This window comes from Hymenobacter sp. NBH84 (assembly GCF_014217645.1).
In the GTDB taxonomy this organism is placed as follows: domain Bacteria; phylum Bacteroidota; class Bacteroidia; order Cytophagales; family Hymenobacteraceae; genus Hymenobacter; species Hymenobacter profundi.
On sequence record NZ_CP043644.1, the window covers coordinates 2,191,299 to 2,215,969 of the forward strand.

19 protein-coding genes and 2 tRNA genes are annotated in these 24,671 nt (G+C 55.9%); 8 read left to right on the forward strand and 13 right to left on the reverse strand.

Annotation, left to right across the window (positions count from 1 at the left end; genetic code table 11):
- Positions 1 to 207: 207 nt before the first annotated feature.
- The 3 genes from F1C16_RS09195 to F1C16_RS09205 form a co-directional block, all read right to left on the reverse strand.
- Positions 208 to 831, reverse strand: coding sequence for a DUF4136 domain-containing protein (locus F1C16_RS09195; RefSeq protein WP_185284027.1), 624 nt, complete (start codon positions 829 to 831; stop codon positions 208 to 210).
- A 221-nt stretch (positions 832 to 1,052) separates the two neighbouring features.
- Positions 1,053 to 1,835, reverse strand: a complete 783-nt coding sequence (locus F1C16_RS09200) for a TIGR02757 family protein (RefSeq protein WP_185284028.1) — start codon at positions 1,833 to 1,835, stop codon at positions 1,053 to 1,055.
- Positions 1,836 to 2,061: 226 nt separating this feature from the next.
- Positions 2,062 to 3,048 (reverse strand): LysM peptidoglycan-binding domain-containing protein, encoded by a 987-nt coding sequence (locus tag F1C16_RS09205; RefSeq protein WP_185284029.1) that lies wholly within the window; start codon positions 3,046 to 3,048, stop codon positions 2,062 to 2,064.
- A 177-nt stretch (positions 3,049 to 3,225) separates the two neighbouring features.
- Here F1C16_RS09205 and kdsB point away from each other — a divergent pair, with 177 nt between their 5' ends.
- Positions 3,226 to 3,972, forward strand: a complete 747-nt coding sequence (gene kdsB, locus F1C16_RS09210) for a 3-deoxy-manno-octulosonate cytidylyltransferase (protein ID WP_185284030.1) — start codon at positions 3,226 to 3,228, stop codon at positions 3,970 to 3,972.
- A 137-nt stretch (positions 3,973 to 4,109) separates the two neighbouring features.
- Here kdsB and F1C16_RS09215 read toward each other — a convergent pair whose 3' ends face one another.
- The 5 genes from F1C16_RS09215 to gap all read right to left on the reverse strand — a co-directional run bounded on the left by F1C16_RS09215 (position 4,110) and on the right by gap (position 7,593).
- Positions 4,110 to 4,514, reverse strand: a complete 405-nt coding sequence (locus F1C16_RS09215) for a DUF1622 domain-containing protein (RefSeq protein ID WP_185284031.1) — start codon at positions 4,512 to 4,514, stop codon at positions 4,110 to 4,112.
- Positions 4,511 to 5,080, reverse strand: coding sequence for an HPP family protein (locus tag F1C16_RS09220; protein WP_185284032.1), 570 nt, complete (start codon positions 5,078 to 5,080; stop codon positions 4,511 to 4,513). The genes F1C16_RS09215 and F1C16_RS09220 overlap by 4 nt, the downstream gene beginning before the upstream one ends.
- Before the next feature lie 35 nt (positions 5,081 to 5,115).
- Entirely contained in the window at positions 5,116 to 5,460 is a 345-nt protein-coding gene (locus F1C16_RS09225) for a translation initiation factor (protein ID WP_185284033.1), read from the reverse strand.
- Between the two features lie 111 nt (positions 5,461 to 5,571).
- A complete protein-coding gene (locus F1C16_RS09230; RefSeq protein ID WP_258049091.1) occupies positions 5,572 to 6,438 on the reverse strand; it encodes a diacylglycerol kinase family protein in 867 nt (288 codons plus the stop codon).
- A 147-nt stretch (positions 6,439 to 6,585) separates the two neighbouring features.
- Complete coding sequence (gap, locus tag F1C16_RS09235; protein WP_185284035.1) at positions 6,586 to 7,593, reverse strand: type I glyceraldehyde-3-phosphate dehydrogenase; 1,008 nt, start codon at positions 7,591 to 7,593, stop codon at positions 6,586 to 6,588.
- Between the two features lie 338 nt (positions 7,594 to 7,931).
- Here gap and F1C16_RS09240 point away from each other — a divergent pair.
- The 3 genes from F1C16_RS09240 to F1C16_RS09250 all read left to right on the forward strand — a co-directional run bounded on the left by F1C16_RS09240 (position 7,932) and on the right by F1C16_RS09250 (position 9,029).
- Positions 7,932 to 8,003 (forward strand) — tRNA-Glu (locus F1C16_RS09240).
- Positions 8,004 to 8,469: 466 nt separating this feature from the next.
- A tRNA-Glu gene (locus F1C16_RS09245) sits at positions 8,470 to 8,541 on the forward strand.
- Between the two features lie 248 nt (positions 8,542 to 8,789).
- Positions 8,790 to 9,029 carry a hypothetical protein gene (locus tag F1C16_RS09250; RefSeq protein WP_185284036.1) on the forward strand — a complete coding sequence of 80 codons (240 nt, stop codon included), beginning with the start codon at positions 8,790 to 8,792 and terminating at the stop codon, positions 9,027 to 9,029.
- A gap of 7 nt (positions 9,030 to 9,036) precedes the next feature.
- Here F1C16_RS09250 and F1C16_RS09255 read toward each other — a convergent pair whose 3' ends face one another.
- Together F1C16_RS09255 and F1C16_RS09260 are read right to left on the reverse strand one after the other, a co-directional pair.
- Positions 9,037 to 10,692 (reverse strand): PAS domain S-box protein, encoded by a 1,656-nt coding sequence (locus tag F1C16_RS09255; protein WP_185284037.1) that lies wholly within the window; start codon positions 10,690 to 10,692, stop codon positions 9,037 to 9,039.
- A 168-nt stretch (positions 10,693 to 10,860) separates the two neighbouring features.
- Positions 10,861 to 13,932 (reverse strand): CheR family methyltransferase, encoded by a 3,072-nt coding sequence (locus tag F1C16_RS09260; RefSeq protein ID WP_185284038.1) that lies wholly within the window; start codon positions 13,930 to 13,932, stop codon positions 10,861 to 10,863.
- A gap of 178 nt (positions 13,933 to 14,110) precedes the next feature.
- Between F1C16_RS09260 and F1C16_RS09265 the strand changes: the two genes are divergently transcribed.
- From F1C16_RS09265 to F1C16_RS09275, 3 genes are all read left to right on the forward strand, one after another.
- Positions 14,111 to 15,124 (forward strand): chemotaxis protein CheB, encoded by a 1,014-nt coding sequence (locus F1C16_RS09265; protein ID WP_219733470.1) that lies wholly within the window; start codon positions 14,111 to 14,113, stop codon positions 15,122 to 15,124.
- 366 nt (positions 15,125 to 15,490) lie between these two features.
- Positions 15,491 to 15,718: a hypothetical protein gene (locus F1C16_RS09270; protein ID WP_185284039.1), complete on the forward strand. Its 228-nt coding sequence runs from the start codon at positions 15,491 to 15,493 to the stop codon at positions 15,716 to 15,718.
- A gap of 575 nt (positions 15,719 to 16,293) precedes the next feature.
- Positions 16,294 to 18,486: a bifunctional alpha,alpha-trehalose-phosphate synthase (UDP-forming)/trehalose-phosphatase gene (locus F1C16_RS09275; RefSeq protein ID WP_185284040.1), complete on the forward strand. Its 2,193-nt coding sequence runs from the start codon at positions 16,294 to 16,296 to the stop codon at positions 18,484 to 18,486.
- 105 nt (positions 18,487 to 18,591) lie between these two features.
- Here F1C16_RS09275 and F1C16_RS09280 read toward each other — a convergent pair whose 3' ends face one another.
- From F1C16_RS09280 to F1C16_RS09290, 3 genes are all read right to left on the reverse strand, one after another.
- Positions 18,592 to 20,394 carry a glycoside hydrolase family 15 protein gene (locus F1C16_RS09280; protein WP_185284041.1) on the reverse strand — a complete coding sequence of 601 codons (1,803 nt, stop codon included), beginning with the start codon at positions 20,392 to 20,394 and terminating at the stop codon, positions 18,592 to 18,594.
- 196 nt (positions 20,395 to 20,590) lie between these two features.
- Complete coding sequence (locus F1C16_RS09285) at positions 20,591 to 21,445, reverse strand: YsnF/AvaK domain-containing protein (protein WP_185284042.1); 855 nt, start codon at positions 21,443 to 21,445, stop codon at positions 20,591 to 20,593.
- A 39-nt stretch (positions 21,446 to 21,484) separates the two neighbouring features.
- Entirely contained in the window at positions 21,485 to 21,916 is a 432-nt protein-coding gene (locus F1C16_RS09290) for a YsnF/AvaK domain-containing protein (protein WP_185284043.1), read from the reverse strand.
- Positions 21,917 to 22,312: 396 nt separating this feature from the next.
- Here F1C16_RS09290 and F1C16_RS09295 point away from each other — a divergent pair, with 396 nt between their 5' ends.
- Complete coding sequence (locus F1C16_RS09295) at positions 22,313 to 24,631, forward strand: hypothetical protein (protein WP_185284044.1); 2,319 nt, start codon at positions 22,313 to 22,315, stop codon at positions 24,629 to 24,631.
- Positions 24,632 to 24,671: the final 40 nt, after the last annotated feature.

The following is a 24,671-nucleotide window of genomic DNA, read 5'->3' on the forward strand; positions in this document are numbered from 1 at the left end:
CGATGCATGGCAGAAAGATTCGCTTTGCACGATATATAGCGTGGTTTTTACGGCGACGCAGCTGGGTAGGGCACAACGTTTCTTCCGGACGGGCCGTGTACCGGTCAGCTCTTTCATAAGTGCATCGTCACCACGATGCAGCACAAAGCAAAAGGCCAGTGCATTAGCACTGGCCTTTTATTCATATAACTACCTGGCAGCAAGCAACTACAGTTTGTCGCCGCGGTATTCGTATTTATTAAATATCTGCCCGACGGCTGTGTACACTTTGTTTTTGTCTTTATCAAAAGCGTTACCGTTAGTTAGACCAGAAGCATAGCCCTGCCACACTTCTACACTTTTGTTGCGGTCAATCATCTGTACCAAGATACTACCCCGATCCAGTTTCACTTGGTTGCGTGTATTATAGGCGTAGGTTTCGTTGGCACCCCAGTAACCGGTGCCTAGATTTTCGTTGGATCTGATTTCAGTAGGCTGGTCGAATACCCGAAAGTTCAGCAGCAGGTCGCCGCCGCTAGGCGAGTACGTGTAGCCCCGCGAAACCATTTCATGGTCCACGGCGTCGCGCACCATAGCTTTGAATACCAAGTCGTTGAGAAAGTACACCGTATTGGCCTCATCGCGCACCTGCGAGGCCCAGGAATACGTTTTGTACTTCGTGAAATCTACAGCGTCGGAGTTATCAGTAGTAGACACGCTACTGTACGGGGTAGCAGTTTGGTTGGCATCGCCACGTTCGTCGCTACCTACTACTACTGCCGATTCGGAACCGGAGCAGCCAGCTATACCGGCGGCTAATCCACAAGCGAGGAATAAAGAAGTTATTTTCATGATTTTCAGCGTTTTTGTGAAAAAATATCTATACTTTATTTACGCTGAGCAATCTATATCGTTTAAAATATGACAATATTTTATAATATTTCAACGGAATTATACCATTATAATTAGACGCTATTTTGCCTTCTGAAGCAGAAGCTATATATGCTGTTTATCGCATTATAATGGCTGTTACCAGCACTTAACGGCGATGAGATTATTCAAGCAATTGCCTGCTATAAAGCTGCTCGTTGCTTGTTTGCTAGCTTTTCTTCCACACCTAGTCCAAATAGCGCAAAATCGTACTTCACGGGGTCTTTTGGGTCGAATGTGCGTAGGTGAGTCGTGAGGTCTTCGGCAGCTTGCCAATCTACAAGGGTGCGCGTCATGAGGCCCAGGCGGCGGGCAATGCGCTCTACGTGCACGTCGCAGGGGCAAATAAGGTCGGCAGGCGCGAGGCGCGTCCAAAGACCAAAATCCACGCCACGCGCGTCGGGGCGCACCATCCAGCGCAGGTACATATTCACGCGTTTGCAAGCCGAACCGCGGGCCGGAGTAGCCACGTGCTTGCGGGTGCGCTGAGGTGCGTCATCAAGGCTGAAGAATAGATTGTGAAAATTTTGTAACCGCTCCTTTTGCGTGGCGCCGTGCAAAAACGCATCCTCCAACGACGCGTGCTGCTGGTAGTACCACCGCAGCCAGTGCACGAAATACAGCAGGTCCGTATCGCAGAACGTGCGGTGACAAAAGCCCAGCAGCTGCTTCAGGTCCTCGTCGGAGTGATGCAACACGAACTGGTGGGGAGCGTCGTCCATGCGGCGCAGCAGCTCGCTGGTTTTGCTGATGATAGTTTTGCGCTGCCCCCAGGCTAGCAGCGCCGCAAACAGCCCACTGATTTCAATATCCTGCTTCTGCGTGAAACGGTGCGGCAGGCTGATGGGGTCGTTGTCGATGAAAGCGGGCTGGTCGTAGCGGTCGTAGTGCTCCTCCAGAAAATCCCGCAGTTGGGCGGTGTTCATGTAATAATAGACTGACTGAGAGCCTGTTTGAGTTAAATACAAACGTATAGAGACGCATACTTGCGTCTCATTGCATGCGCCATATCCACGAAATCGTTCAACGATGAGACGCAAGTATGCGTCTCTACACCCTGTCAACGGCCCACCGATTTAACGCAAACAGATTCTGAGTGATTAAGAAGCCTTCTTGAGCATGCACTCAGTTACTCTCCCACTCAATCACTCTTTACGGCACGTAGGAAGTTTCGACGCGGAAGCGCTGGTCGGGGGTGACGAGGCGCTGCACGGCGCGGGGTGAGAGGCGCACCAGCATATTGGCGTTGTCGCCAGTGTCGGGCAGGTGGCCGATGACGCGCACGTACACCGACTGGCCATTCATAATGTTGCGCACTTGCATAATGGTGCCCACCGGCGCGGTTTTGTGTAGGGCTAAGTACTTCTCGGTGGTAGAGCCTTCGATGATGGCAGCTAAGCCGCTTTCGCGCACGCGGCTCACAATTTCGCTGGCGTGCTCGGGGGCCCGTTCCTCCTCGGGGCCGTCAGTGGTGGCGGTTTCAGTGGGCGCCGGCGCTAGAGTTTCCTTCGGGCGGTTGCGGTCGGGGTCTTCGGGGCGGGGCGCGGCAGCAGCGGCCGGTGGCGCTACCACCGTTGGCGCGGGCCGGGTAGGCGCCGGCTTGGCCGCAGCCACGCTGCCAGCGGCGGCCGGCACAATAATCAGCGTCTGGTTGGCATTCACGACACCCGACGCGGGCAGGCGGTTCAGCCGAATCAGCTCCGTAGTGCTCACCCCGTAGCGTTGGGCAATGGAAAACAGCGTCTGGCCTGGCTTCACGGTATACACGTGGTTGCCGCGAGCGTCGGTGGGTAGGGCACGAGCAGCAGGCGTTGCGGCAGAGGATGCAGCAGCCGTGGCGCGGGTAGCAGGAGCAGGCGTGAGTACCACGCGGGTGCGGGGCACCAGCACCACCTGGCCTTTCACCAAGGCACCCTGCAACTGTGGGTTGGCCTCTACAATGCTTTCCACCGTCACCTTGTAACGTCGCGACAAGCCATACAGCGTTTCGCCGGCGGTTACCAGGTGCTTGATCAGCATTTTGTTGCCCCGGTATTCAACCCCAATAGAATCGGGCAGCGCGGCCGGCGGCAATGTAGTGGCACAAACAGCACGGCTTGCACCTACAAGTAGCACCAACAAAAAGGAAAGACGAATCATAACAACTATATCGTGGAAAAGAGCACCGGGCAACCTCACGCTCCAGCCCACGCTTTTTACCCGTAATAAGGCCGAAAGATAAAGATTAATCTCCGCACAGTACCATTCTATGGTAGGAAACGCGGGCGGAAAGGTGCTTATTTTGCGTCGTTTCTGATTTTCTCTACCCTCCCGCCCATGCTACACGCCATTGGTATCATTCCGGCCCGCTATGCTTCTACCCGCCTACCCGGCAAGCCACTGATTGACCTGGGTGGTCAGTCCATGATTCAGCGGGTGGTGAACCAGGCCCGGCAAGCCCACCTGAGCCGCGTGGTAGTAGCCACCGACGATGCCCGCATCCACCAGCACGTGCTGGATTTTGGGGGTGAAGCCGTGCTGACTTCCTCCGACCATCCCAGCGGCACCGACCGCGTGTACGAAGCCTACCAGCAGCTGGGCGAAACGGCCGACTGCGTAGTGAATATTCAGGGCGACGAGCCGTTTATTCATCCCGCGCAAATCAACCTGTTGCTGGATTTGTTTGCCGATGCGGAAACGCAAATTGGCACGCTGGTGAAACATGTGGTGAGCGAGGAGGAACTACGCAGCCCGCACTTGCCCAAAGTGGTGCTGAATACGCGAGGCGAAGCGCTGTACTTCAGCCGCCACCCCCTACCCTACCAGCGCCAGCACAACCCCGCCGACTGGCTGGCTTACCACCACTACCTGCGCCACATTGGCCTCTACGCCTACCGCCCCGCCGTGCTGGCCGAGCTAACTCGCCTACCCCCTTCCCCCCTCGAAATAGCCGAGAGCCTAGAGCAACTGCGGTGGCTGGAACACGGCTACCGCATCCGCACTGCTGAAACTGAGTTGGCTACCCTGGGCATCGACACGCCGGAAGATGTAATTCGCGCCTTAGCACAGATTTTAGGAGAATAAGAAAGTAGAACTGTCCTCCTGAGCTCGCGAAAGACCTTCTTACGCTAGAACGGGTCGTTGGTACTTGTGCGCTTGTCGTACAGATGTGAGAAGGTCCTTCGCAAGCTCAGGATGACATATTTTCAGCTCACACCTTCCTACCCTCCTTCGCTCCCCGATGCTTGGGCGGCTACTTTCTTTTCCTGCTCAGAAGCGCTTTCCTCTTTCATCTCAATAGATAGGAAATAGTTGAGGGCAGTACGGATAACGGCAATGGCGCCTAGCTTACCGATTTGTTCCCAGCCGGGCGCAATGGCGGTACTCAGCACGTCGGCGCCTAGCTCAAACTCCAGGGCTACGGCCAGGTAGCGAGCCAGCATCAAGCGGATGGCGTTGAAGTTGGCCGTTTGTCGCCGCAGGAGAGCCAACACAAACTGGCTGCCTGCTATGAGCACGCCCAGCGCAATAATAGCTGCTCCAATGGCCTCTACGGCCAGCTTGATCCATTGTACGGCAGCAATTACGGAGCCTTCGACTCCCAGACTTTCGGGGGTAGCAATCATTGTGGTTGGGTAAGGGCCGCGGCGGCAGCAGAAGACGTACGGGTAAGGCGGCGCAACAGCCAAACTGAACCCCGTTGCAGAGCCACGAGCACCAGAATCAGCCCCACGGCAGCCCCGAATAGCAACAGGTTATCGGCCTTTTGCCCCTGAAAGGCGAAGCTGAGAGCCGTGGATACGGCCGGCGGGTGCACTGCGTCCAGCACCACCATCAGCCCGATAACCGTAAGCATGGCCAGTGCAGCGGGGAGGTAGCCCGGCCCCAGCCACGCGTAGAAGCCAAAACCTGCCAGCGCTGCCGCGCACTGCGAGAGCAGCAGCGTACGGCCGCTGTTGGTGGCGTGCTCGGGGTCGAGGTAGATAAGAAAAGCACTGGAAGCCAAAGAGGCAAACAGCAGCCGCTGGTGGCTATATACCTCCACCAAGGCCAGTACCGCCAGCACTGTAGCCGTGGGTAGCAAGGCTAACAGCAGCTCGGCGCGCACGCTCAGACGCTTGCGGCCTACGCCACGGGACGGTGCATCGGCAAGCGGAGCGGTTGATTGTTGAGAGGGAGCAGAGGGGGGCATACTGGCTTATGCATACGCCCACGGGCAAGGCTGGTTTAGCCGCCTGCCTTTTTTGCCTTGTAGCCGGTAGCTAGTAGCACAGCCATCACTTTATCGCGAAAGTCGCCCTGGATGAGGATTTCGCCGTCTTTGGCATTGCCGCCTACCCCGCACTTTGTTTTCAGCAGTTTGCCCAGGGTTTGCAGGTCGGCATCAGTACCTACGAAGCCGGTTACGAGTGTGACTTGTTTGCCGGCACGGGCTTTTTTGTCGAGCTGCACGCGCAGATTTTGCTGCTGGGGCGGCAGCGTCGTTACTACAGCTTCGTCATTGTATTGATAAGCAAAATCGGCGTTGGTGGAATACACAACTCCTTCAGGTCTCTTCTTGTCGGCTTTCATAGGGTGAAGTTATGAAATGGGAAAGTAGTGCGTTTGATGTTCTGGCTGCACGGTTTGGGAAAATGGCGTAGTTCGTGCAACCAAAATATCAAACGCACCACTACATTATTTTCAAACAGCCACTTCCAGCGCCAATGGCGTCAGCTCCACGGCAAAGTGGATGGCTTCTCCTTTATAATCGCCATCTACGTGGAAGCCGAGCGGCTGGGCGGCTTCTACCCGTACCTGCTGCGCGGTGTGGTATACGGCAGCGCTCGAGGTAGGCAGATTGCCCAGCGCCAGCCCTACCCCCACGCGCACGGCCCGCAACAAGGGTAGCGCATCAATGAGGCATAGATCCAGTAGACCATCCTGGATGTTGGCATTCGGGGCGATGTAGGCATTGTTGCCGTACTGCGCGGCGTTGGCAAAGGCCAGCACATAGCAGTTGGTTTGCAGCACGTTATCGGCAAAATGCACCTGTACCGGCGTGGGCTGGTAGTGGCGGTATTCGTGCAGGGCTACCTTCACGTAGGTAGCCAGCCCGCGGGTGCCGGCCACGGCAAAGCACTTACTCACGTGCGCGTCGAACCCTACCCCCGCCGTGCAGAAAAACTGGTGCCCATTGATGCAGCCCACGTCAATACGTTGAAATTCCGGCGCATTCAGGCGCTTAATGGCCGCCGACAGCCCCAGCGGCACGTGCAGGTGGCGAGCCAGGCCGTTGCCGGAACCGCGGGGCAAGATGCCCAGTGCAGCCCCCGTACCCAGCAGCCCCCGTCCTACCTCGTTCACCGTGCCATCGCCCCCCACGGCCACTACCACCCGGCAGCCGGCTTCGGCAGCTTCGCGGGCCAGCAGCACGGCGTGGCCGGCATACTCGGTGTGACGCACTTCGTAGGTCACCCGCGCCGGGTCGAGGTAGCGCGCCAGCAGGCCCGCCACATCTTGCCGACGATTGGTGCCGGACATTGGATTCAAAATAAAACAGATGCGCAAGGTGGTGAGTAGTGAGTTTGAACGATTGGGTAGTGGTAAGGGAATTCGTTTGGCGCTCAAAAGTCGACAAATCTATTTTTATGCTACAACAAAAAAGCGGCCTACCCGGTGTGGGTAGGCCGCTCTTTGATGCACTGTAAGCGGAGCTTAGCCCTGCATTTTCACACCGAGCTTCTCGATGAGGTCAGCGGTGCGCGAGCTGTAGCCGATTTCGTTGTCGTACCAGCCTACCACTTTCACCAGCGTGCCGTTGGCAGCCGTCAGTTGCGAGTCGAAGATGCACGAGTGCGTGTTGCCTACGATGTCGATGCTTACCAGCGGATCGGTGCTGTACTCCAGGATGCCTTTCAGCGGACCTTCGGCAGCCGTTTTGATGGCTTCGTTGATCTGCTCTTTGGTCACTTCCTTCTTCAGAATTACCGTTAGATCGGTGGTAGAGCCGTCTGGAATAGGCACGCGCATGGCGATACCATCGAGCTTGCCTTTCAGCTGGGGCAGTACCAGACCTACGGCCTTGGCGGCGCCGGTGCTGGTAGGAATGATGCTATACGCAGCAGCGCGGGCACGACGCAGGTCTTTGTGCGGCGCGTCTTGCAGGTTCTGGTCCGAGGTGTAGGCGTGCACCGTGGTGATGTAGCCCTTCTCAATGCCAAACGCATCATCCAGTACCTTAGCCATAGGGGCCAGGCAGTTGGTGGTGCAGCTAGCGTTGGAGAGAATGGTCTCGTCGCCGGTCAGGATGTCTTCGTTTACGCCCAGTACTACCGTCGGGATGTTGCCGGTAGCTGGAGCCGAAATCACTACTTTCTTCGCGCCAGCCGTCAGGTGCTGGCCAGCACCTGCCTCGTCTACGAAGCGGCCAGTCGATTCCAGCACTACATCAATACCCATGTCGCCCCAGGGCAACAGCTTGGGGTCGCGCTCGGCCAAGGCCGTAATGCGCTGACCGTTCACGGTCAGGCTGTCCTCGTCGTACGATATGTCGCCGTCGAAGCGGCCGTGCAGCGAGTCGTACTTGAGCAGGTGGGCGAGCGTTTTGTTATCGGTCAGGTCGTTGATGGCAACCACCTCCACGTTGTCGCGCTTGAGCAGCGACCGGAACGTGAGGCGGCCAATGCGGCCAAATCCGTTGATGGCGACTTTAATCTTAGCCATAGCAGGAAAAAGGGGTTAATCGGCCCACACAAGTGCGGGTCGGGTTTAGGGTTAGGCGAGGCGAAGGTAAAGGGCCTCCTTAACTTCGCCAAATTAACCCGCCAGATAGGACAAGTGTTTCGGAAGTGCTTCCGCGCTGGCAGGTAAGTGTCCTCTAGTACGTACAGAAGGCGGTCCGTAGCTATTCCATTTTCAATGATGAGGTAAAAACGAAAAATTTTCTACCTGTAAATCAATCTATTTGCCAGCGGACACACTTTTTTTTCGCGTCAGATATTGCGCTGAAGCTTCCCTACGCTACTTTTGCAGCACCAAAGCGCATCAGGGTTTCGTTATCTGGTCCGTTCGTCTAGGGGTTAGGACAGTAGATTTTCATTCTACCAACAGGGGTTCGATTCCCCTACGGACTACTCCCCCGCTTTGCAAGGCCTTCTGCTCCTCAGCAGAAGGCCTTTTTTGTTGCGGTGTTTGCGACTTGTAAGCAGCCCTATGGCACAGCTGAAATATATTCTCGGGATTTTTACTACACGTTTTTCATGAGCAAAGGTATGCTGTCTACGCGGGAGGCCGACCGGAAACGCAAGTTTCCCAGCGAAGCCGCGATTCTCCATTTTCTCTGCACCAACGGGTAGGACGTGCTACCCAATGGCTCCGTCACAAACTCGGCTACCAGCAACACCTACTTTCGGTATATGCTGAAGCACCGCCAGCCGTTTAGCAGCGCCAGCCCTGGCTTTCAGCAGCTTAACAAGGCCCGGAAAGCCTACTGAAAATGCAGCAATAAGCCCTTGCAATATTTTTTTCTGCGTCCTACTTGCATTCTTATTATCTAGTATTACCTTTGCAGCACCAAAGCGCATCAGGGTTTCGTTATCTGGTCCGTTCGTCTAGGGGTTAGGACAGTAGATTTTCATTCTACCAACAGGGGTTCGATTCCCCTACGGACTACTTCCCCGCTTTGCAAGGCCTTCTGCTCCCCAGCAGAAGGCCTTTTTTATTGCTCAAACAAGGTATTTTTACTGACTGCAACTGTGTATTTACTGACTACAGTGCTACCAGTTCTGCCAATAGTATTTTTTACAGCTACCCTAATTACGTAGTTGTTACTAAGTCACTTACGGGTTTATACGATTGAATCTTTCTACACTATTCGGCAATTTTGCTACTCGTTCTATCCTCCCCTTTCCACTATTCTTATGGCTCACAATCCTAAATTCGGTCCCTTTGCCCAGACGCCGCAACAGCGGGCGCACGTGCTTCGGCAAATGCTGATTGTGCGGGAAAATATGGGGCTCAAAACGCCAGCTCGCGCTCAGGCCCTATATCAACGGTACGTGGCTGGCGAATTGAGTTGGCAGGAAGTCTGCGACTTGCTGGCTGCGCCCAGCGCTCTACCCTCACCCGTGCCCTTCGGCTCCGACCGTCAGTTGCTTTAAGCATTCTTTAGCCTGGGAACGGCGCAGCAGCTAGCTTGCCCGGTACCAAGGGTAGGAACACCGTGATATCCGTACCTTGTTCTGCTCCCGATTCGACGTTCAGGGTACCGTTCAGCAAGCGCACCCGGTCGCGAATGGCACTCAGCCCCAAGCCATCGAAGGAGGGTTGCTGCGCATCGAAGCCCTGGCCGTTGTCGCGGGCCTGGAGGATGAGGTAGCCGTGTTCCTCGCGTAGGTGTAAACTTGCCTGCGTGGCCTGGGCATGCTTCACGATGTTGTTGGTCAGCTCCTGCGCCATCCGGTACACAGCAATTTGCAGGTTTTTGGGGATGCTGGTTGGTAGGGTCTGCACGTGGCAGCATAGCTGCAAGGCTGGGCTGCTGCAAATCTGGCAGATATCCCTCATAGCAGCCTCCAGGCCAAAGTCTTCCAGCGTGGTGGGCACCAACTGGTGCGACAACGTACGGGCCTGCTTGATGGCGCTGGATAACAGTTGCTCTATCTTCGCTTTCACTTGCTGCGAAACTTGGTCGTCCCCTACCTGAATATGGTCGAGGTGCAGCTTGGCGGCGTACAGCGACTGCCCCAGCCCGTTGTGCAACGACTCCGCAATGCGACGCTTCTCAACTTCCTGGGCGTTCAGCACGGCATCGGCGAGGCGCTGCTGCTGGGTAGCCCGCTCGGCTTCCGCCAGCTTGCGGTCTGTAATGTCGCGCCAGCTGGCGTGCACCAACGCGCTACCCACTTCTTCAGGAATACTGGTAAGAAGCACTTCCTCCCAAAACGGCTCGCCGTTGGCCCGCAGGCGGCACCACTCAAACTGCAAGGAGCCGCGCAGCAGCGTTTCTTCCCAATACTGATTGGCCAGGGAGTAGGACCGCAGGCCATTAGGCTGCTTCTCGGGCGAGAAGGCCGAGGCATGCTGGCCAAGTAAGGCTTTTCTATCGGGTAGCTGCAACAGGCGCAGGACGCTGTCGTTGCAGTCCACAAACCGATTGTCGCGCAGCAGCAGCATACCGTCTTCGCTCAGCTCGAAGAGCGTTCGGAACCGCTTTTCGCTGATGGTCAATGCTTGCTGCGCCTGGTATTGCTCCGTTACATCAAACAAAGCCAGGCGGCAGCATAGCTCAGATAGGTCCGCAGACGTGGCCATGCCTTCCAGGCGGGCATAAAACAAAATGTTGTCGACACGGCGCATGGGCAGCGTCAGGGTCTGCCGATGTCCGGTGCTGAGTAGACGTTGCAGAAATTCTACGAATGGCTCCCGGCTGCTCATTTCCACAAACAGCACTAAGCGCCGCCCCAGCAACTGCTGCCTTGGGGCGCCCAATAGCTGGCTGGCGCGCAGGTTTAGCTGTTGCAGTTGCCCATTGGCGGCGATGGTGCAGTAGCCAATGGGCGCAAACTCGTATAGATCAATGTACTGTGCACGGCTTTTTTCGGCTTCCATTTGGGCCAGCAGCAGTTCTTCGTACTGCATTTCCAGCTCAATCTGGTGCACTTGCAACTCCTGCACCAGTTGCCGCACTTCGGCCGGCGTATCAACTGGTGTGGGCTGCGTAACCAGATAGCGGCGCTGCTCGGTGCGCTGGCGCAGGCTCTCCAGCGCTGCCTTAGCGCGGGAAACATCTTGAGGTTGCTCTCCTTCTTCAAGCCTTCCCATACAACAAGCCGGTTATAGATAATGAATTTGGTAGATAGTGGGGGTAGGAACAGAGCCGGAGTGTAGTTGAAAAAGCCAGGCAGCCGCTTTCTGTGCTGCTGAAGATATACGGGCTTTTCCTACCCTATAAAGAACCAATAGGTACGCAACCTGGCGCGGCGGCGCGGCTTAGGGAGTGGTATCCTCTGCTATGCTTTTCACGCCTAGCAACACCTGGTTGGTAGGCTGCTCCAAGTGCAGCAGGCGCCGACCATACAGCACCACTTGCCGCCGCCCTACCTCTGGCAGTGCCATATCCAGTGTCAAGTCGTTGAACTCCATTTGGTCCGATTCAGGATCGAGCAGCTGGTGCAGCTGGTGGCGCAGGGCGGGCTTGTCCCAGGCGCCGCCATTGAGGCTAACCAGTGGTTTGCCCGGCAGCTCGCTGGCCTGCTCCCGAAATGCCTCGGCAAACGAGCGGCTGGCCGTTAGCACCCGCAGCTGTTTGTCGAGCGTGAGCTGGGGCTCGCGCACGGCCTCGTGAATGCTGGCCGCAAAGCGGGCACTTTCCTGTAGCTGCTTCTCCATTTGCTTCAGGCTGGTGATTTCCGTGAAGGTGATGACGGCGCCGCTGATGTAGTTGTCGAGGGTACGGTAGGGCAAAATGCGCATGGTGTACCACTGCCCGTTTACGGCCTGAATGTTGGCCTCTTGGCTGGTGAGGCGGCTGAGCACTTGCTGCACATCGCGAACGAGGTGCTCGTAGCGCAGGTTGGAAGCAAAGTGCATTAGAGGCCTACCCACGTCGCTGGGCATCAGGTTGACGATGCGGCTTACAGGCGGCGTGAAGCGCTTCACCAGCATGTCGTTATCGAGGAAGATAATGGCAATTTCGGTGGCATCGAGCAGGTTTTTCATGTCGTTGGCCGACTGCGTTAGCTCCTCCGTGCGCGCCATGTACTGCATGTTCAGGGTCAGCAGTTCCTCGTTCAGGCTCTGCATTTCCTCCTTGTTGGTCATGGCCTCCTCGTTGGTGCTTTGCAGTTCCTCGTTGGCCGATTGCAGCTCTTCGTTGGTGCTTTTCAGCTCTTCCAAGCTGCTTTCCATCTCCTCAATGGTGGTTTGGAGGCGGTGCTTGGTGTATTGCAGTTCCTTTTCGAGGGCCGAGGCGACGTCGTTGCGCTGCTCAAGGGAACCACTCTGCTTGCCCAGGCGCAAGCGGCGGGGGGTAGGCTGATCTTCAAACACCACCAGCAGCAAGCCCGCCAGGTTGTCGGTCTCGCCCAGGTGCCGCACCGATAGGCGCAGCACCTGCTGGCCCGTATCCGTGCGCACCCGCACGTTGTCGACCACCACATCCTCGCGCGACTGGGTAGCCCGGAACACGGCCCCACTGATTTCAAAGTTCAGCTCCTCGCGGGCCATCTCGAACAGGTTCATGCCGCTCAGGCCGGGGGCAGGCTCCAGGTATTTGCCCGTGCGGCCATTCACGTACAGGATTTCACCCTTGCTGTTGATAACCACTGCCGGCGGCGCGTACGTGCGCAGCAGCTCTTTCTGAATAAGGGAGGCAAAAGGTCCACCATCGCGGCGGGCAGAAGAAGAAGCAGGAACTAGCACGGGCGGTACGGGCAAAGCCATGGGATGGCTTGATAGAGAAAACGGGAAATTGGCAAGCCGCGGCAACGACGCGGCCGTTTCGGTGCGGCGCGAAATCTTCCACTTCACATCCAGGGGTTGAAACAAATCCTGAAAGCCCGTGATGTTTTCGCTCGGCCCTAGGAACAGAATGCCGTTGGGGTTGAGCGCATAGTGAAACACGGGCAGCAGGTTTTTTTGCAGTTCCCCGCTCAGGTAAATCAGCAGGTTGCGGCAACACAGCAGGTCCAGCTTCGTGAAGGGCGCGTCTTTGTTGATGTTGTGCAGGGCAAACACCACTAAATCGCGCACCTCCTTGCGAATCTGGTAGTGGCCGTCGACCTTCTGAAAAAAGCGCTCCAAGCGTTCCGGGCTCACATCGGCTACGATGTTCTCGGGGTAGAGCCCAGTGCGGGCAAAGTCGATGCTCTCGGCGCTGATATCGGTGGCAAAAATCTGAATCTTAAGGTAGCGGCTGGGGTCCACCGCGTCCAGGCATTCGAGCAGCAGCATGGCCAGCGAGTAGGCCTCCTCGCCGGTAGAGCAGCCGGGCGCCCACACGCGTATGGTGCTATCGGTTTCTTTGCGCTGCAACACGGGCCGCAGATGCGTTTTCAGGTGCTCGAAGGCCTCGTGGTCGCGGAAGAACTTGGTGACGCCAATCAGTAATTCTCGAAACAGCTGCTCTACCTCGTGGGGGTTTTCCTGCAAATAGCGCACGTAGTGGGTGAATTCCTTGATCTGGTGCGCGTTCATGCGCCGCTCGATGCGCCGAAACACCGTGTTGCGCTTGTAGTAGCTGAAGTCGTGCCCGGTTTGGGAGCGAATCAGCAGGAAGATTTTTTGCAGGGCGTGGGCCGGTTTGCTATTGGCGTCGTCCCGATTTTCGCTGAGACGGGGCGGGCGCCCCAGCAGGGGCCGCTCTACGTAGTCGAGCAGCTTAGCGGGCATCATTTCCGGCGCCAGCACAAAGTCTACAAACTCGGTGGCCATGGCGGCGCGGGGCATCGAGTCGTACGCTGCCGTTTCGGGGTCCTGCACCATCACCATCCCAAAGTTCTCCATCACCAGCTTCAGGCCCAGGCTACCATCGGAGCCCATGCCGGAGAAGATGATGCACACCGCCCGCTCGCGTACGTCTTTGGCCAGGCTCTGCAAGAAAAAGTCGATGGGTAGGCGGCGCCCCGGCGCTTGGGTGGGCTTAAGCAGGTACAGAATGCCGTGCAGCAGGCTCAGGTCGTGGTTGGACGGAATCACGTACACGTGGTTGGGCCGCACCCGCATGCCGTCTTTCGCTTCCATAACGGGCATGGTGGTGAAGTGCTGCATCACCTGCGCCATCTCCCCCTCCTGTGTGGGCGACAAGTGCGTGACCACCACGTAGGCCAGGCCCGTATGCGAGGGCAAATGCTGAAAAAACTGTTTGAATGCCTCCAGAGAGCCCGCCGCCCCCCCCAGCGCCACCACCGTAAACCGGTCTTCCTCGTGGCGGACAGGCGCGACGCCTACCCCCAACGGCTCCTGAATCAGATGAGCCGGCGTAGCATCAGTTGTGGCCTCCTCCACGGGTTGGGCAGCTGGGCCACTGTGCTGTTGCTTGGAAGGCTGTTTAGATGAACTCATACACAATCAGAAGGGAATAGAAGAAGGAAATAAGCAGAACAGTAAACGCGTTCCAGGGCACAGAATCGACAAATTTCAATTAAAAATAAGTTAATTCGACATAGCCCGCTTGTGGTTTTGGTGCGTAGTATACAACCGCCCTGCGCCTGGCGTTCTATCTTAACCTTTTACGTTTTCCGTGGCTGCTCCTTCTTATCTTATTGTTATTGGCACTTCCGCCGGTGGTATGCCGGCTCTCACGCGCCTAGTAGCGCAACTTCCTGCTACGCTTCCAGCAGCCGTATTGGTAGTGCAACACCTGGCCCCCGACTCGACGGGCCAGCCCCTGGTGCACAGGCTGTCCATGCACACCTCCCTGCACTGCCAGCTGGCAGTAGACCAAACGCCTTTGCAAGCAGGTACCCTCTACCTGGCCCCGCCCGACCGGCACCTGCTCACGCACGAAGACCGCATACTGGTTACCAAAGGCCCGCACGAAAACAACTACCGCCCGGCCGCCGATGCGCTATTTCGCTCGGCCGCCGTGGCCTTCGACTCGTACGTGATTGGCGTGGTCCTAACGGGTATGCTGCACGATGGTACCGCTGGCCTCGACTTTGTGAAGCGTTGCGGCGGCATTGCCGTGGTGCAAGACCCCGCCGACGCCGAGTTTGCCAGCATGCCCGAAAGCGCCCTGCGCCACGTGGCCGTAGATTACGTGGTGCCCGTCAGCCAGATGGGGGCACTGCTGATGGATTTGGTAGGTCAGCAGGTCAGTAAACCGGAGCATCGCCCACACATTCCGCACGACTTACAACTAGAAGCGGCTATTGCCGAGCGTGTTATGGGTACAGTAGACGAAGTTAGTGAGATTGGGCACCAAGTACCCCTCACGTGTCCCGGCTGCGGTGGTAACCTGTGGAAAGTGAACGAAGGCAGCGTGCTGCGCTTTCGTTGCCACACTGGCCACGCCTACACCGCTGAGTCCTTGCTCGAATCTTCGCAGCAGGAAATGGAGGAAACGCTGTGGGTGGCCTTGCGCATGATGGAAGAGCGCAAAAACCTACTCAGCAATATGGCCAGCCGCGGCGAAGGGTACTGGAGCGCCCAGCAGGAAGAACGCATCGAAGAAATAAAACGCCACATCAACCGGCTGCGCGAATTTTTGCTGAGCGGTAGTGAAAATACTAGTTCAGCTGCGAGAAAAGTATAGTCTACTGCTGTGGCTATAAGCAGCATTTGCAACGTGTTGCAGAATACACTCATCTTTAACAACTACTACTGAACTACTTAGATATATTCATTTCAAGTATATAAAGTAAGCTGTGAGCGTATTTTTCATCTTTTTAGATAGCAGCGTCATTAAAAATTTGTCTTTCAACCATTCAGCATAACCATTACACACATTGACGTAATAATAAAAAACAAGAGAAGAAACGCAGGCGCAATCTTGTGCAAACCATATCATTCATACATCTATTAATTAATTTATTTTTTATTATTACCACTCAGGAACTAACACTATATTTGTCACGTAACATTTACAACACGTTAATTTAAACTCACAACTTAACTCATAATGGCAACCATGGATATTGCCCGCCTGCAGGAAATTGTTGATAATGCCGCCACCAACGAGCAATTACTCAATCAGATTCGCAAAAACGTTACGAAAGTAAATTCGCTGCTAGAAGAGCTAAACGAAATGCTACAGCCTGGCTACACGCCTACCGCCAAGGAGCGTAAGCCTCGTGCCGAAGGTGCCCGCAAGCCTGGCCGCCCGCGCAAAGCCGAAACTGCCGAGTAATTTATCCGGCCCCTGTTTTTGAAAGTCCGATTAGCTGCCGCTAATCGGACTTTTATTTTTAGTGCTACTGGTTCATCTACCCCAAGCTACACTTCGCTACATCTGTACCACAGCAATTAACTCATGAAATGCGGGTTACTTGCTTGTGTACTCTGACAGCAGGATATTCTATACCGCGTAAGGACAATAGTATTTTTCTCTATTGAAAAAATGTTGACAGATTTTCAATGCTCTACTCATGTACAGCACATCACCCCTAAAAATCAATAGTCTTCTTTACCTACGACCACTGGAATAACTGCACCACACAGAACAGTCGTGCAGCAAAGCACAGCACGATAGTATTATTGACGATTACAGTAGTACTATAGTAATTTCTGTTGTATTCTGTGAGTAGCAATAAGATCAGCCATTATACCAAAAAACAGAATTACTGCGGTGTTGACTTGTGCCTGATGACCTTACCCTAACCTATCGTTTGTAATAATCGTTATTCCCATTCGGTAATAAACAATTCTACTCCGTACTACTTATTACTTGAATGCCTACTCTTTCTTTCACCAAGCTTTCTTTCTATGTCGCGTACTATTATTGTTTCTAACCGTTTGCCTACCAAAGTACAGCGCACCGACGACGATCTGGCTTTTACACCCAGTGAAGGCGGATTGGCGACGGGGCTGGGCTCTATTTACCGGGCCGAGGGCAACGTCTGGATCGGCTGGCCCGGCCTGGTAGCAGACGACGAAACGGAGCGGCAGCAGATTACCACCAAACTACAGGCCGACAGCATGCAGCCGGTCTTCCTGAACGACGACGAAATAAAGGGTTTTTACGAGGGGTTCAGCAACGAAACGCTGTGGCCTACCTTCCACTACTTCAGCCAGTATGCCGTGTACAATGAGCAGCACTGGGAGACGTATGTGGCCGTGAATCAGAAATTCTGCGACGCCGTGCTGGAAGCAGCCGGCGACGATGATACCATTTGGGTACACGACTACCAACTGCTGCTACTGCCGCAAATGCTACGCAAGGCCCGGCCGCATAGCACCATTGGCTTTTTCCTGCATATTCCGTTTCCGTCGTATGAGTTGCTGCGCGCCCTACCCTGGCGCACGCAATTGCTGGAAGGCATGCTGGGCGCTGATCTGATTGGTTTCCACACCTTTGGCTACATGCGTCACTTCCTCAGCTCAGTGTCGCAGCTACTGGGCTACCCCAGCCAGAACGGCCGCTTAGAGTTGAAGAATCGTACGGTGCTGATTGATGCTTTCCCGATGGGCATTGATTATGAGCGCTACGCTAATGCCGCGGCCTCGGAGGTGGCGCAGGAGCACGAGCAAAACTACCTGGCGGCCCTACCCAACGCCCGCATCATTCTATCCATCGACCGGCTCGACTACACCAAGGGCATTGCCCAGCGACTGCGGGCCTTTGAACTGCTGCTCCAGCGCTACCCCGAATGGCAGGGCCGCGCTACGCTGATTATGCTGGTAGTGCCCTCGCGCGACCAGGTAGCGCAATATCAGGAGTTGAAGGAGGAGATTGACGAGTTGGTGGGCCGCATCAATGCTGACTACCGCACCATCACCTGGAACCCGATTCATTATTTCTACCGCTCCCTACCCCTGGAAGAGCTAACGGCCCTGTACCGCATGGCGGAGGTAGCCCTGGTAACGCCCATCCGCGACGGGATGAACTTGGTATCCAAGGAGTTTATTGCCAGCAAGGCCGACCGTAGCGGTGTGCTGATCCTGAGTGAGCGGGCCGGCGCCGCCCGCGAGCTGTCCGACGCCCTGCTCATCAACCCCTCCGACATGAACCAGCTAGCCGAAGCCATGCATGAGGCGCTGGAAATGCCCGAGGAGGAGCAGAAAATGCGCCTAGCCAATATGCAGGCCTTGGTGCAGCACTACAACGTTTACCACTGGACGGAGCTGTTTATGAATCGTCTGGCGTATACTAAAATCAAACAGATGACCCTCGCCACAGAAATGCTGGATGCGACGGAAGCCACCACGCTCCGCCAACAATATACTACCGCTTCGCAACGCCTGCTGCTGCTCGACTACGACGGCACGCTGGCGCCCTTCCACCCCAACCCGCAGAAGGCGGCGCCCTCGGCGGAAATACTGGAAACCCTGACTACGCTGAGCGCCGACCCACACAACCGCGTGGTGATTATCAGCGGGCGCGACCGGCAGACGCTGCAGAAATGGCTGGGCCATTTGCCCGTCGATTTCATTGCCGAGCACGGCGTGTGGCTGCGGGCCGCGGGCCAGGACTGGACGCTGTTTCAGCCCATGCGCAACGACTGGATGAAGGAAATTCGCCCTACCCTGGAGCTGTATGTGAGCCGCACGGCGGGGTCGTTTATTGAAGACAAAGACTTCTCGCTGGTGTGGCACTACCGCCGCGCCGATGCCGAGCTAGCTGCCGTGCGCGTGCGCGAGCTTATCAGCCACCTCAGCTTCCTGACCAGCAACAGCGACCTGCAAGTGTTGGAGGGCAACAAAGTGATTGAGATTAAGGCTGCCGGTCTCAACAAAGGTACCGCCGCCGCCCGTTGGGTGGCCACCTACCAGCCCGACTTCATCCTGGCCATCGGCGACGACCGCACCGACGAGGATACCTTTGGCGCGATGCCCAAAGATGCTTTCACTATTAAGGTAGGCCGCAACAGCCGCTCGTTGGCGCGCTTCCACGTGCCCGGCACCACAGAGGTGCAGGAGCTACTGCAAAGCCTGGCAGAGGTGAGCGTGCCGCAGTAGTATTACTGTAAAAAAGCTGTTGGCCGTTAGCTAATAGCTGTTAGCTTCTCTAAGAGATAGAAAGCTAACAGCTATCAGCTAACGGCCAACAGCTTTTTTATAACCCTACAAGAAGTTCGGGCGGTCCAGCTTTTTGGAGATACGGTAGGCGGCGTTTACCAAGCCCACGTGGCTGTAAGCCTGCGGGAAGTTGCCCCACTGCGAGCCGGTTTTGGCGTCTACGTCTTCGGAAAGCAGGCCCAGATGGTTGGTGTACTTGAGCAGCTTTTCGAACTCGCGTATGGCTTCATCAAGACGGCCGACGGCGGCCAGGGCTTCTACGTACCAGAAAGAGCAAATCAGGAACGTGGTTTCGGGCGTGCCGAAGTCGTCGGCGTGGCGGTAGCGATAGAACAAGCCTTCAGGCGTCATCAGCTCCTTTTCCAACTCTACCAAGTGCTGGCGGGCTTTTTCGGAAGCTGGGTCGAGGTAGCCCATCAGGATCAACTGCATAGTGCTGGCATCGAGGTGGGGCGAGCCGATGGCGTTGGTGTATACGCCGCGCTGCTGGTTGTAGCACTGTTCAATTTTATCAGCAGCCTCGTCCATCAACTCCTGCGCCATACGCTGGATTTCAGGGTTCTGGAAGTAGCTGGCTACTTTGCACGCCGCGTGGCTACCCGCCCAATGGAACAGGTAAGTGTAGGCGTGGTACTGCGACAATGTGCGGAACTCCCACAGCCCGGCGTCGGGCTGGTTCATGGTTTGCCGAATCAGGCGCAGGGCGTCGTAGATCAGCTTTTCGGTGTGGGTGCGTTCAAAATCGATGAAGCGCCGGTCTACGTAGAGCGGCAGCAGCGCAACCAGCACTTGCCCATACACGTCGTTCTGAATGTGCGTGTAGGCATCGTTGCCGATACGTACGGGGCGGTTGCCAAGGTAGCCCTCTAGGTCCAGTTCCTCCTCAATCAGCTTGGAAGCCCCGCTGATGCTGTAGAGCGGCTGGTACTTGTCTTCTACCTTGGTCGAGATATTGGCGATGTAGTGGAAGTAGCGCTCCATCTCCTCGAAGTGACCAATGTTGTTGAAGGCCGTGAGGATATAATAGGTGTCGCGCATCCAGCAGAAGCGGTAGTCCCAGTTGCGGCCCGAGCCAGGCGCTTCGGGTAGGGAGGTAGTAGTGGCCGCAATAATAGCGCCCGTGTCCTCGTACTGGTGCAGCTTTAGGGCTAGCGCTGAGCGAATTACGGCTGCTTGATGGAACGTGCCAATGCTCATGCTCTTCACCCACTTGCGCCAGTACTGGGTGGTTTCGCGCAGAAACCGTTCGGCGGTGCTTTCCAAGGGTGCTTCCAGCGGAGCGCCGTAGGTGAGCACTAGATAAAACGTGTCGTTCAGGACAAAATCCTGGTCATCGAGCACGTAGGTAAGTGGAATGTTGGTAGTGAGACGAATTTCTTCCTCCAAGCCCAGAAACGCAATGTGGTTGGAGCTGCGGCGGCGGCTGAGTGCCTGCTCGCCGTACTGCCCTACCGGCTGGCAGCGCACCCGCACGCGGGGCGTACCCTGCAAGGGCTCCACCTTCCGCACAAACATCAGGGGCTTGTAGTTACGTTCGTACTGCGTGAAGCGCGGGGCAAAGTCCGTGACGCGGTAGCGGCCGTCAGGGGTTTCAATCTCGGTGCACAGCACGTTGGTGTTGTCGAGGTAGTACTGGTTGCTCCGAAACTCCCCCTCGGCGGGCCGGATGCTGTACTCACCGCCTTTGTGGGAGTCAAGCAGACTACCAAACACAAAGCTGCTATCGAAGCGCGGCCAGCACAGCCAGCGCACGGCCGTATCAGTTCCAATCAGGCCCAGGAAGGCGCAGTTGCCAATCAGGCCCATGTTGTAAGTATGGGTGCGGGAGGTAGGGGGAGGTGTGGTCATTCGGGAAAGTGAAAGGAATGGCCCGGCCACTATGGCAGGTACCTAGTGCTTTTCTAATACCGTGCAGGCTAGTGTTGGGTTGCGCAATGCGGCATTCTTACCATGCTACAGCAGTAAATCTTAGGCAATGAGCATAAAAAAGACGGCTGCAAAGCAGCCGTCTTTTCTACGTATTTATAAGGATTGGTCCTTGATTCTAGCGACGTGGGTCACCGGCAGGACGGTCGTTGTTGTTCAACTTCTCTACGTCTACTTCCGTCTTGCGCACAGTGTCGTGGATGGTTTCTTCACGCTCGGTTACTTCTTTGCCCAGCGTTACTTCTTCCACTACGCGGGCTTCTTTGCCCACTACAGCGCGCTCGGCGCTTTCGGTTACTTCGATATTACCTTCTTTGAAAGCTTCAAAGTCAGCTTCCGAAGCAGGACGGTCTACCGGCTTGCGGTTTACGTTCACATGCTCCTCACGCAGACGCACACTGGCTTCCACGGGGCGCTCGATGATGCGGCTACGCAGACGGGCACCGCCCGTTTGCTCCACGCGCTTACCTACTTGTAAGTTTTCCTCGATTACCTTCGCCGACACCTGATCATTGGTGTTTTGGTTGGTTGCGTTGGCGTTGGCATTCGCGTTGTTTGCGTTTGCATTCGTAGCCTTGCCCTTATAACCCGACTGCTCGGCACGCTCGTTCACGTCAACAGCGCCGCAACGGTCCAGAATTTCGGCGGCTTGGCGGGCGTTTTCGTCGGAGTGAGCATGTACGGTTACCAACGAGCCGCTTTCGCGGGCTGCATGAGCATAGCGATTAGCGTTGTCGTCATCATCGCTGAACAGATTGCTGAAGAAGTCGCCGATGCTGTCGGTGGAGCTTTCTTCGGTGCGGTTGGTATTACTGCGGTACCGGCCACGATTTACATCATTAGTATCGGTTGTATCGTCGTTACGCGAGGCTACGTCTACATGGTCTAGGCTGAAGCCAGCACTAGCAAGTTGTTGAGCAGCAGATTTTGCCTGGTCGGCGGTATCGAACATTCCAATTACGGTATGAGTCATTTTTTTAGGGGTTAGGTGGTGGTTAAGTATGAGAGAATGTTACTGATCAGGAGAAGCGTCAGTTGCTTCGTTGGCGGGGTAGCGTTCCACGTTCACTTCCTCGTGACGTAGCGTTACGGTTTCCGTTTCACGGGTTTCCACTTGTTGTTTCAGAATGTGTAGTTCTTCTACAATCAGTAGACGTTTCATCACGATTTCGCGTACTACTGGTACAATGAGTGTATTGCCCTCGTATCGCGGTGTGGGAGGGGCCACGCCATCGGCCACAAACTGGTTGACGGCGACGCGCTCTACCTGCACTTCCTCGTGGCGTAGGATGACGTCTACATCCTCCTGGTGCTCGTGTACGGTTTTGGATAACCGCACCCGACCACTTTCCACTACCTCGCGGTGAATCACCGCCCTCTCCTCTATTATGGGGACTTTCGCTGACGAAAGTGGCGGCTGATTAGCAAGGTCGTTGGTAGGCATTGGCAACAGGCTTTTAACCTGGATCAGATTCTAAACTATCTGTCTTATCTTACGCGACCTCTCCTATTAAGTTATTGAAAATCAATTTACTGTTGAGTATACAGCTCTTTTTATTGATATAATTATTCTTATATATAGCCTATTCTTCTTTGGCTTGCTATCTGCCCCTATACACACCGTATCAGTCCGTTTGGTCTCTCTTCAAGGGTAGGCTAGAAGTTGGAGAAAATGACTGCGCTCCGTGGGCTTTTATGGACAATAAAAAGTTGAAATTAACTCAATGTGCAAGCCTGCCTTTCCAGTAGGAACCGGCATGTAGAGGGGTAACAAGCCGAATTTTCTGCGCGAATCGGCCTCGTGGCCCTACCTTTGCTTGCGCTTCGGCGCTTGCTTTGTTTGTTCGCCTCTGTTCTGCTGCCCGTGCTATTGCCTACTTTGTTGCGTCGTGCCCTACGGGGCACAGGTTGGTTGTCGTTTTTTGTGCTATTGTGGTTGTTTCCTTCTCGTAGCTGGGCCCAGCAGCCTACCAGCCCGGCCCCGGTACCGGATGTGCCAGCCTCTACCCCTGCCCCTACTTATCGCACCAGCCAAGCACCGGCCCCAACGACAGTTAGCCCTGCGGCCACCCGTAGCGCCACGCTGCTACGCGAGTTGCTGCTGCGCACCGACACCACCAACTACGCCCTCAGCCGCAACATGATTGCCGTGCAGGGCGAGCTGAACCTGTATTTCTACTATCGTCAGGAAGACGAAACGGCCGAAATTATGGCCTATCCTGTGCGCATGAACCCCAGTGCGCCGTTGCGCCTGGTGCGCTCCGCCGACTTCCAGCAGCTGGATTCGCTCACACCGGTCAACAACGAGTACTATCGCACCAAAATTCGCTTCAAGGCCTTGACCGGGGTGCGCTACCTCAGCCTCACTTTTGCCCAGGCCAACCTCGACAGCCTGCGCGGCCCGCAGTTCACCCAAACGGTGCAGCTGCTGCCTGTCACTCGCACTTCCCTCGACTTCCGCCCTACCGATACGGAGCTGTTTGTGGGCGAGGAGAAGGTGTTCGACCTGACCAGCAACAACGTGAAAAACGTGCGCGCCACCGGTGAGTGGACCCACGGCCAGGACATCGACTACCGCATAGCGCAGGAAAATGGCGGCCTGAAGCTGCACGTGCTGCCCAACGTAACGGGCACGCGCAGCATCACGCTGCGCATGCAAACCGAGCGGCCCTTTCTGATTGAGAATGGTCGAAAGCTGAGCTATTCCCTACCTCCTATCCGGCAGGAATTCACGGTGAAGAGCAGCCGCTTACGGTTCCTGAGCGTCGACAAAAAAGAAATTACGCTGGATGAAAGCTCCCGCCGCAAAGGCGTAGAAATCATCCTCGACAACGGCCGCACCTTCGACCTGAAGCACACCTACCGGGTAGAAGATCAGGAAGAAGCCGGCGGGGCACTCGTTGCTGAAATTTTCACGCGCCAGTACCTTTCCAACGACCGGGTGCTGTGCTGGCTGCGCGTATACAACACCCACCGCCAAACGGACAGCTACTTATATATAAAGGACGGTGACCAGCCCAAATACATCACCAACCTCAACATTTCGCCCAAAACCACCATTACTACGGTGAGCGTGCGGCACCGCGGCGGCGACTGGACCACCAACACCAACGTGAATCCCGGCGAAACGGTAGATGTACGCCTAGAGGGCGAGTCGCTGCTGAAGGCGCCTTTTCGCTTCGAGGATGTGCGCGTGGTTCCCTCCGACTCATCGGTGCGCTCGGAGTCGGCGGTGATTTACCGCTTGCAGGTGCCCGTTGGGATTGATAAGAAGCGCGTGGCCATTTACAACGGCAATGAAAACACGGGCCAGGGCCTGAACGTGCGCGAGTTTCAGCGCCCTCACCCGCTGGACTTCGTGAAGGTGACGTTTGGGGAGGCAGCGCGCCCCGTTACGACCCTCAACGGCCCCATCCTCTACCCCCGTACCGTGCGCGACGTGGTGTTTTCCTTCGATGCCAACGCCATCGACGCTGACCAGCAGCTGTATGGGAAGCAGTACCTCACGTTTCAGATCAGAACCCAGGACGCCAAAGGCAACCTGATTGAGATGCGCACCATTGAAAACGTGGTGGTGTGTCCCGGCGACAACTCCTTGCGGGCCGCTTTCTACCGCGACCCGCAGTGCCAGGTCGGCAACATCAACCTCAACAGCCTGCTCTCCCGCAAAACCTACGACCTCGACGATTGGGCGCACATCTACGTAACCGTGCAGCACGTGGCCAGCCAGTACGGCGACAAGGGCTACTCGCAAACGCTAGACCTAGTGTTGCAGCGTAGGGTGAAGTTTGACATCGACATTAGCTTCCCGGCCGGTTTGCTTACCAAGCAAATAAATGGCAACGGCGAGAACAACAACTATACAGCCTTTAGCGGCATCAGCCTAGCCACGCTGGCCCAACTAACGTTTTACAATCCCAATAAAATCAACAAGCCCCGCCCTTATAAAGTAGGTGCAGGTTTCGTAGCACTCAATGCATTCAACCTGAGTCCTACTAGCAATGCCAACCGCGACTTGGGTATTGTAGTGCTCGGCTCGGTCTACCCGACCCGCAGCGACGCTAAGCTTACGTTCCCACTCTATCTTGGCGGAGGCTACTTAGTAAATGGCGGGAAATTGTTCTTCCTCTTTGGGCCGGGTATCGGCGTGCGCTTATAGCCCTACTACCTATCATACAGCGGGGCGCTTTCCGGATGGG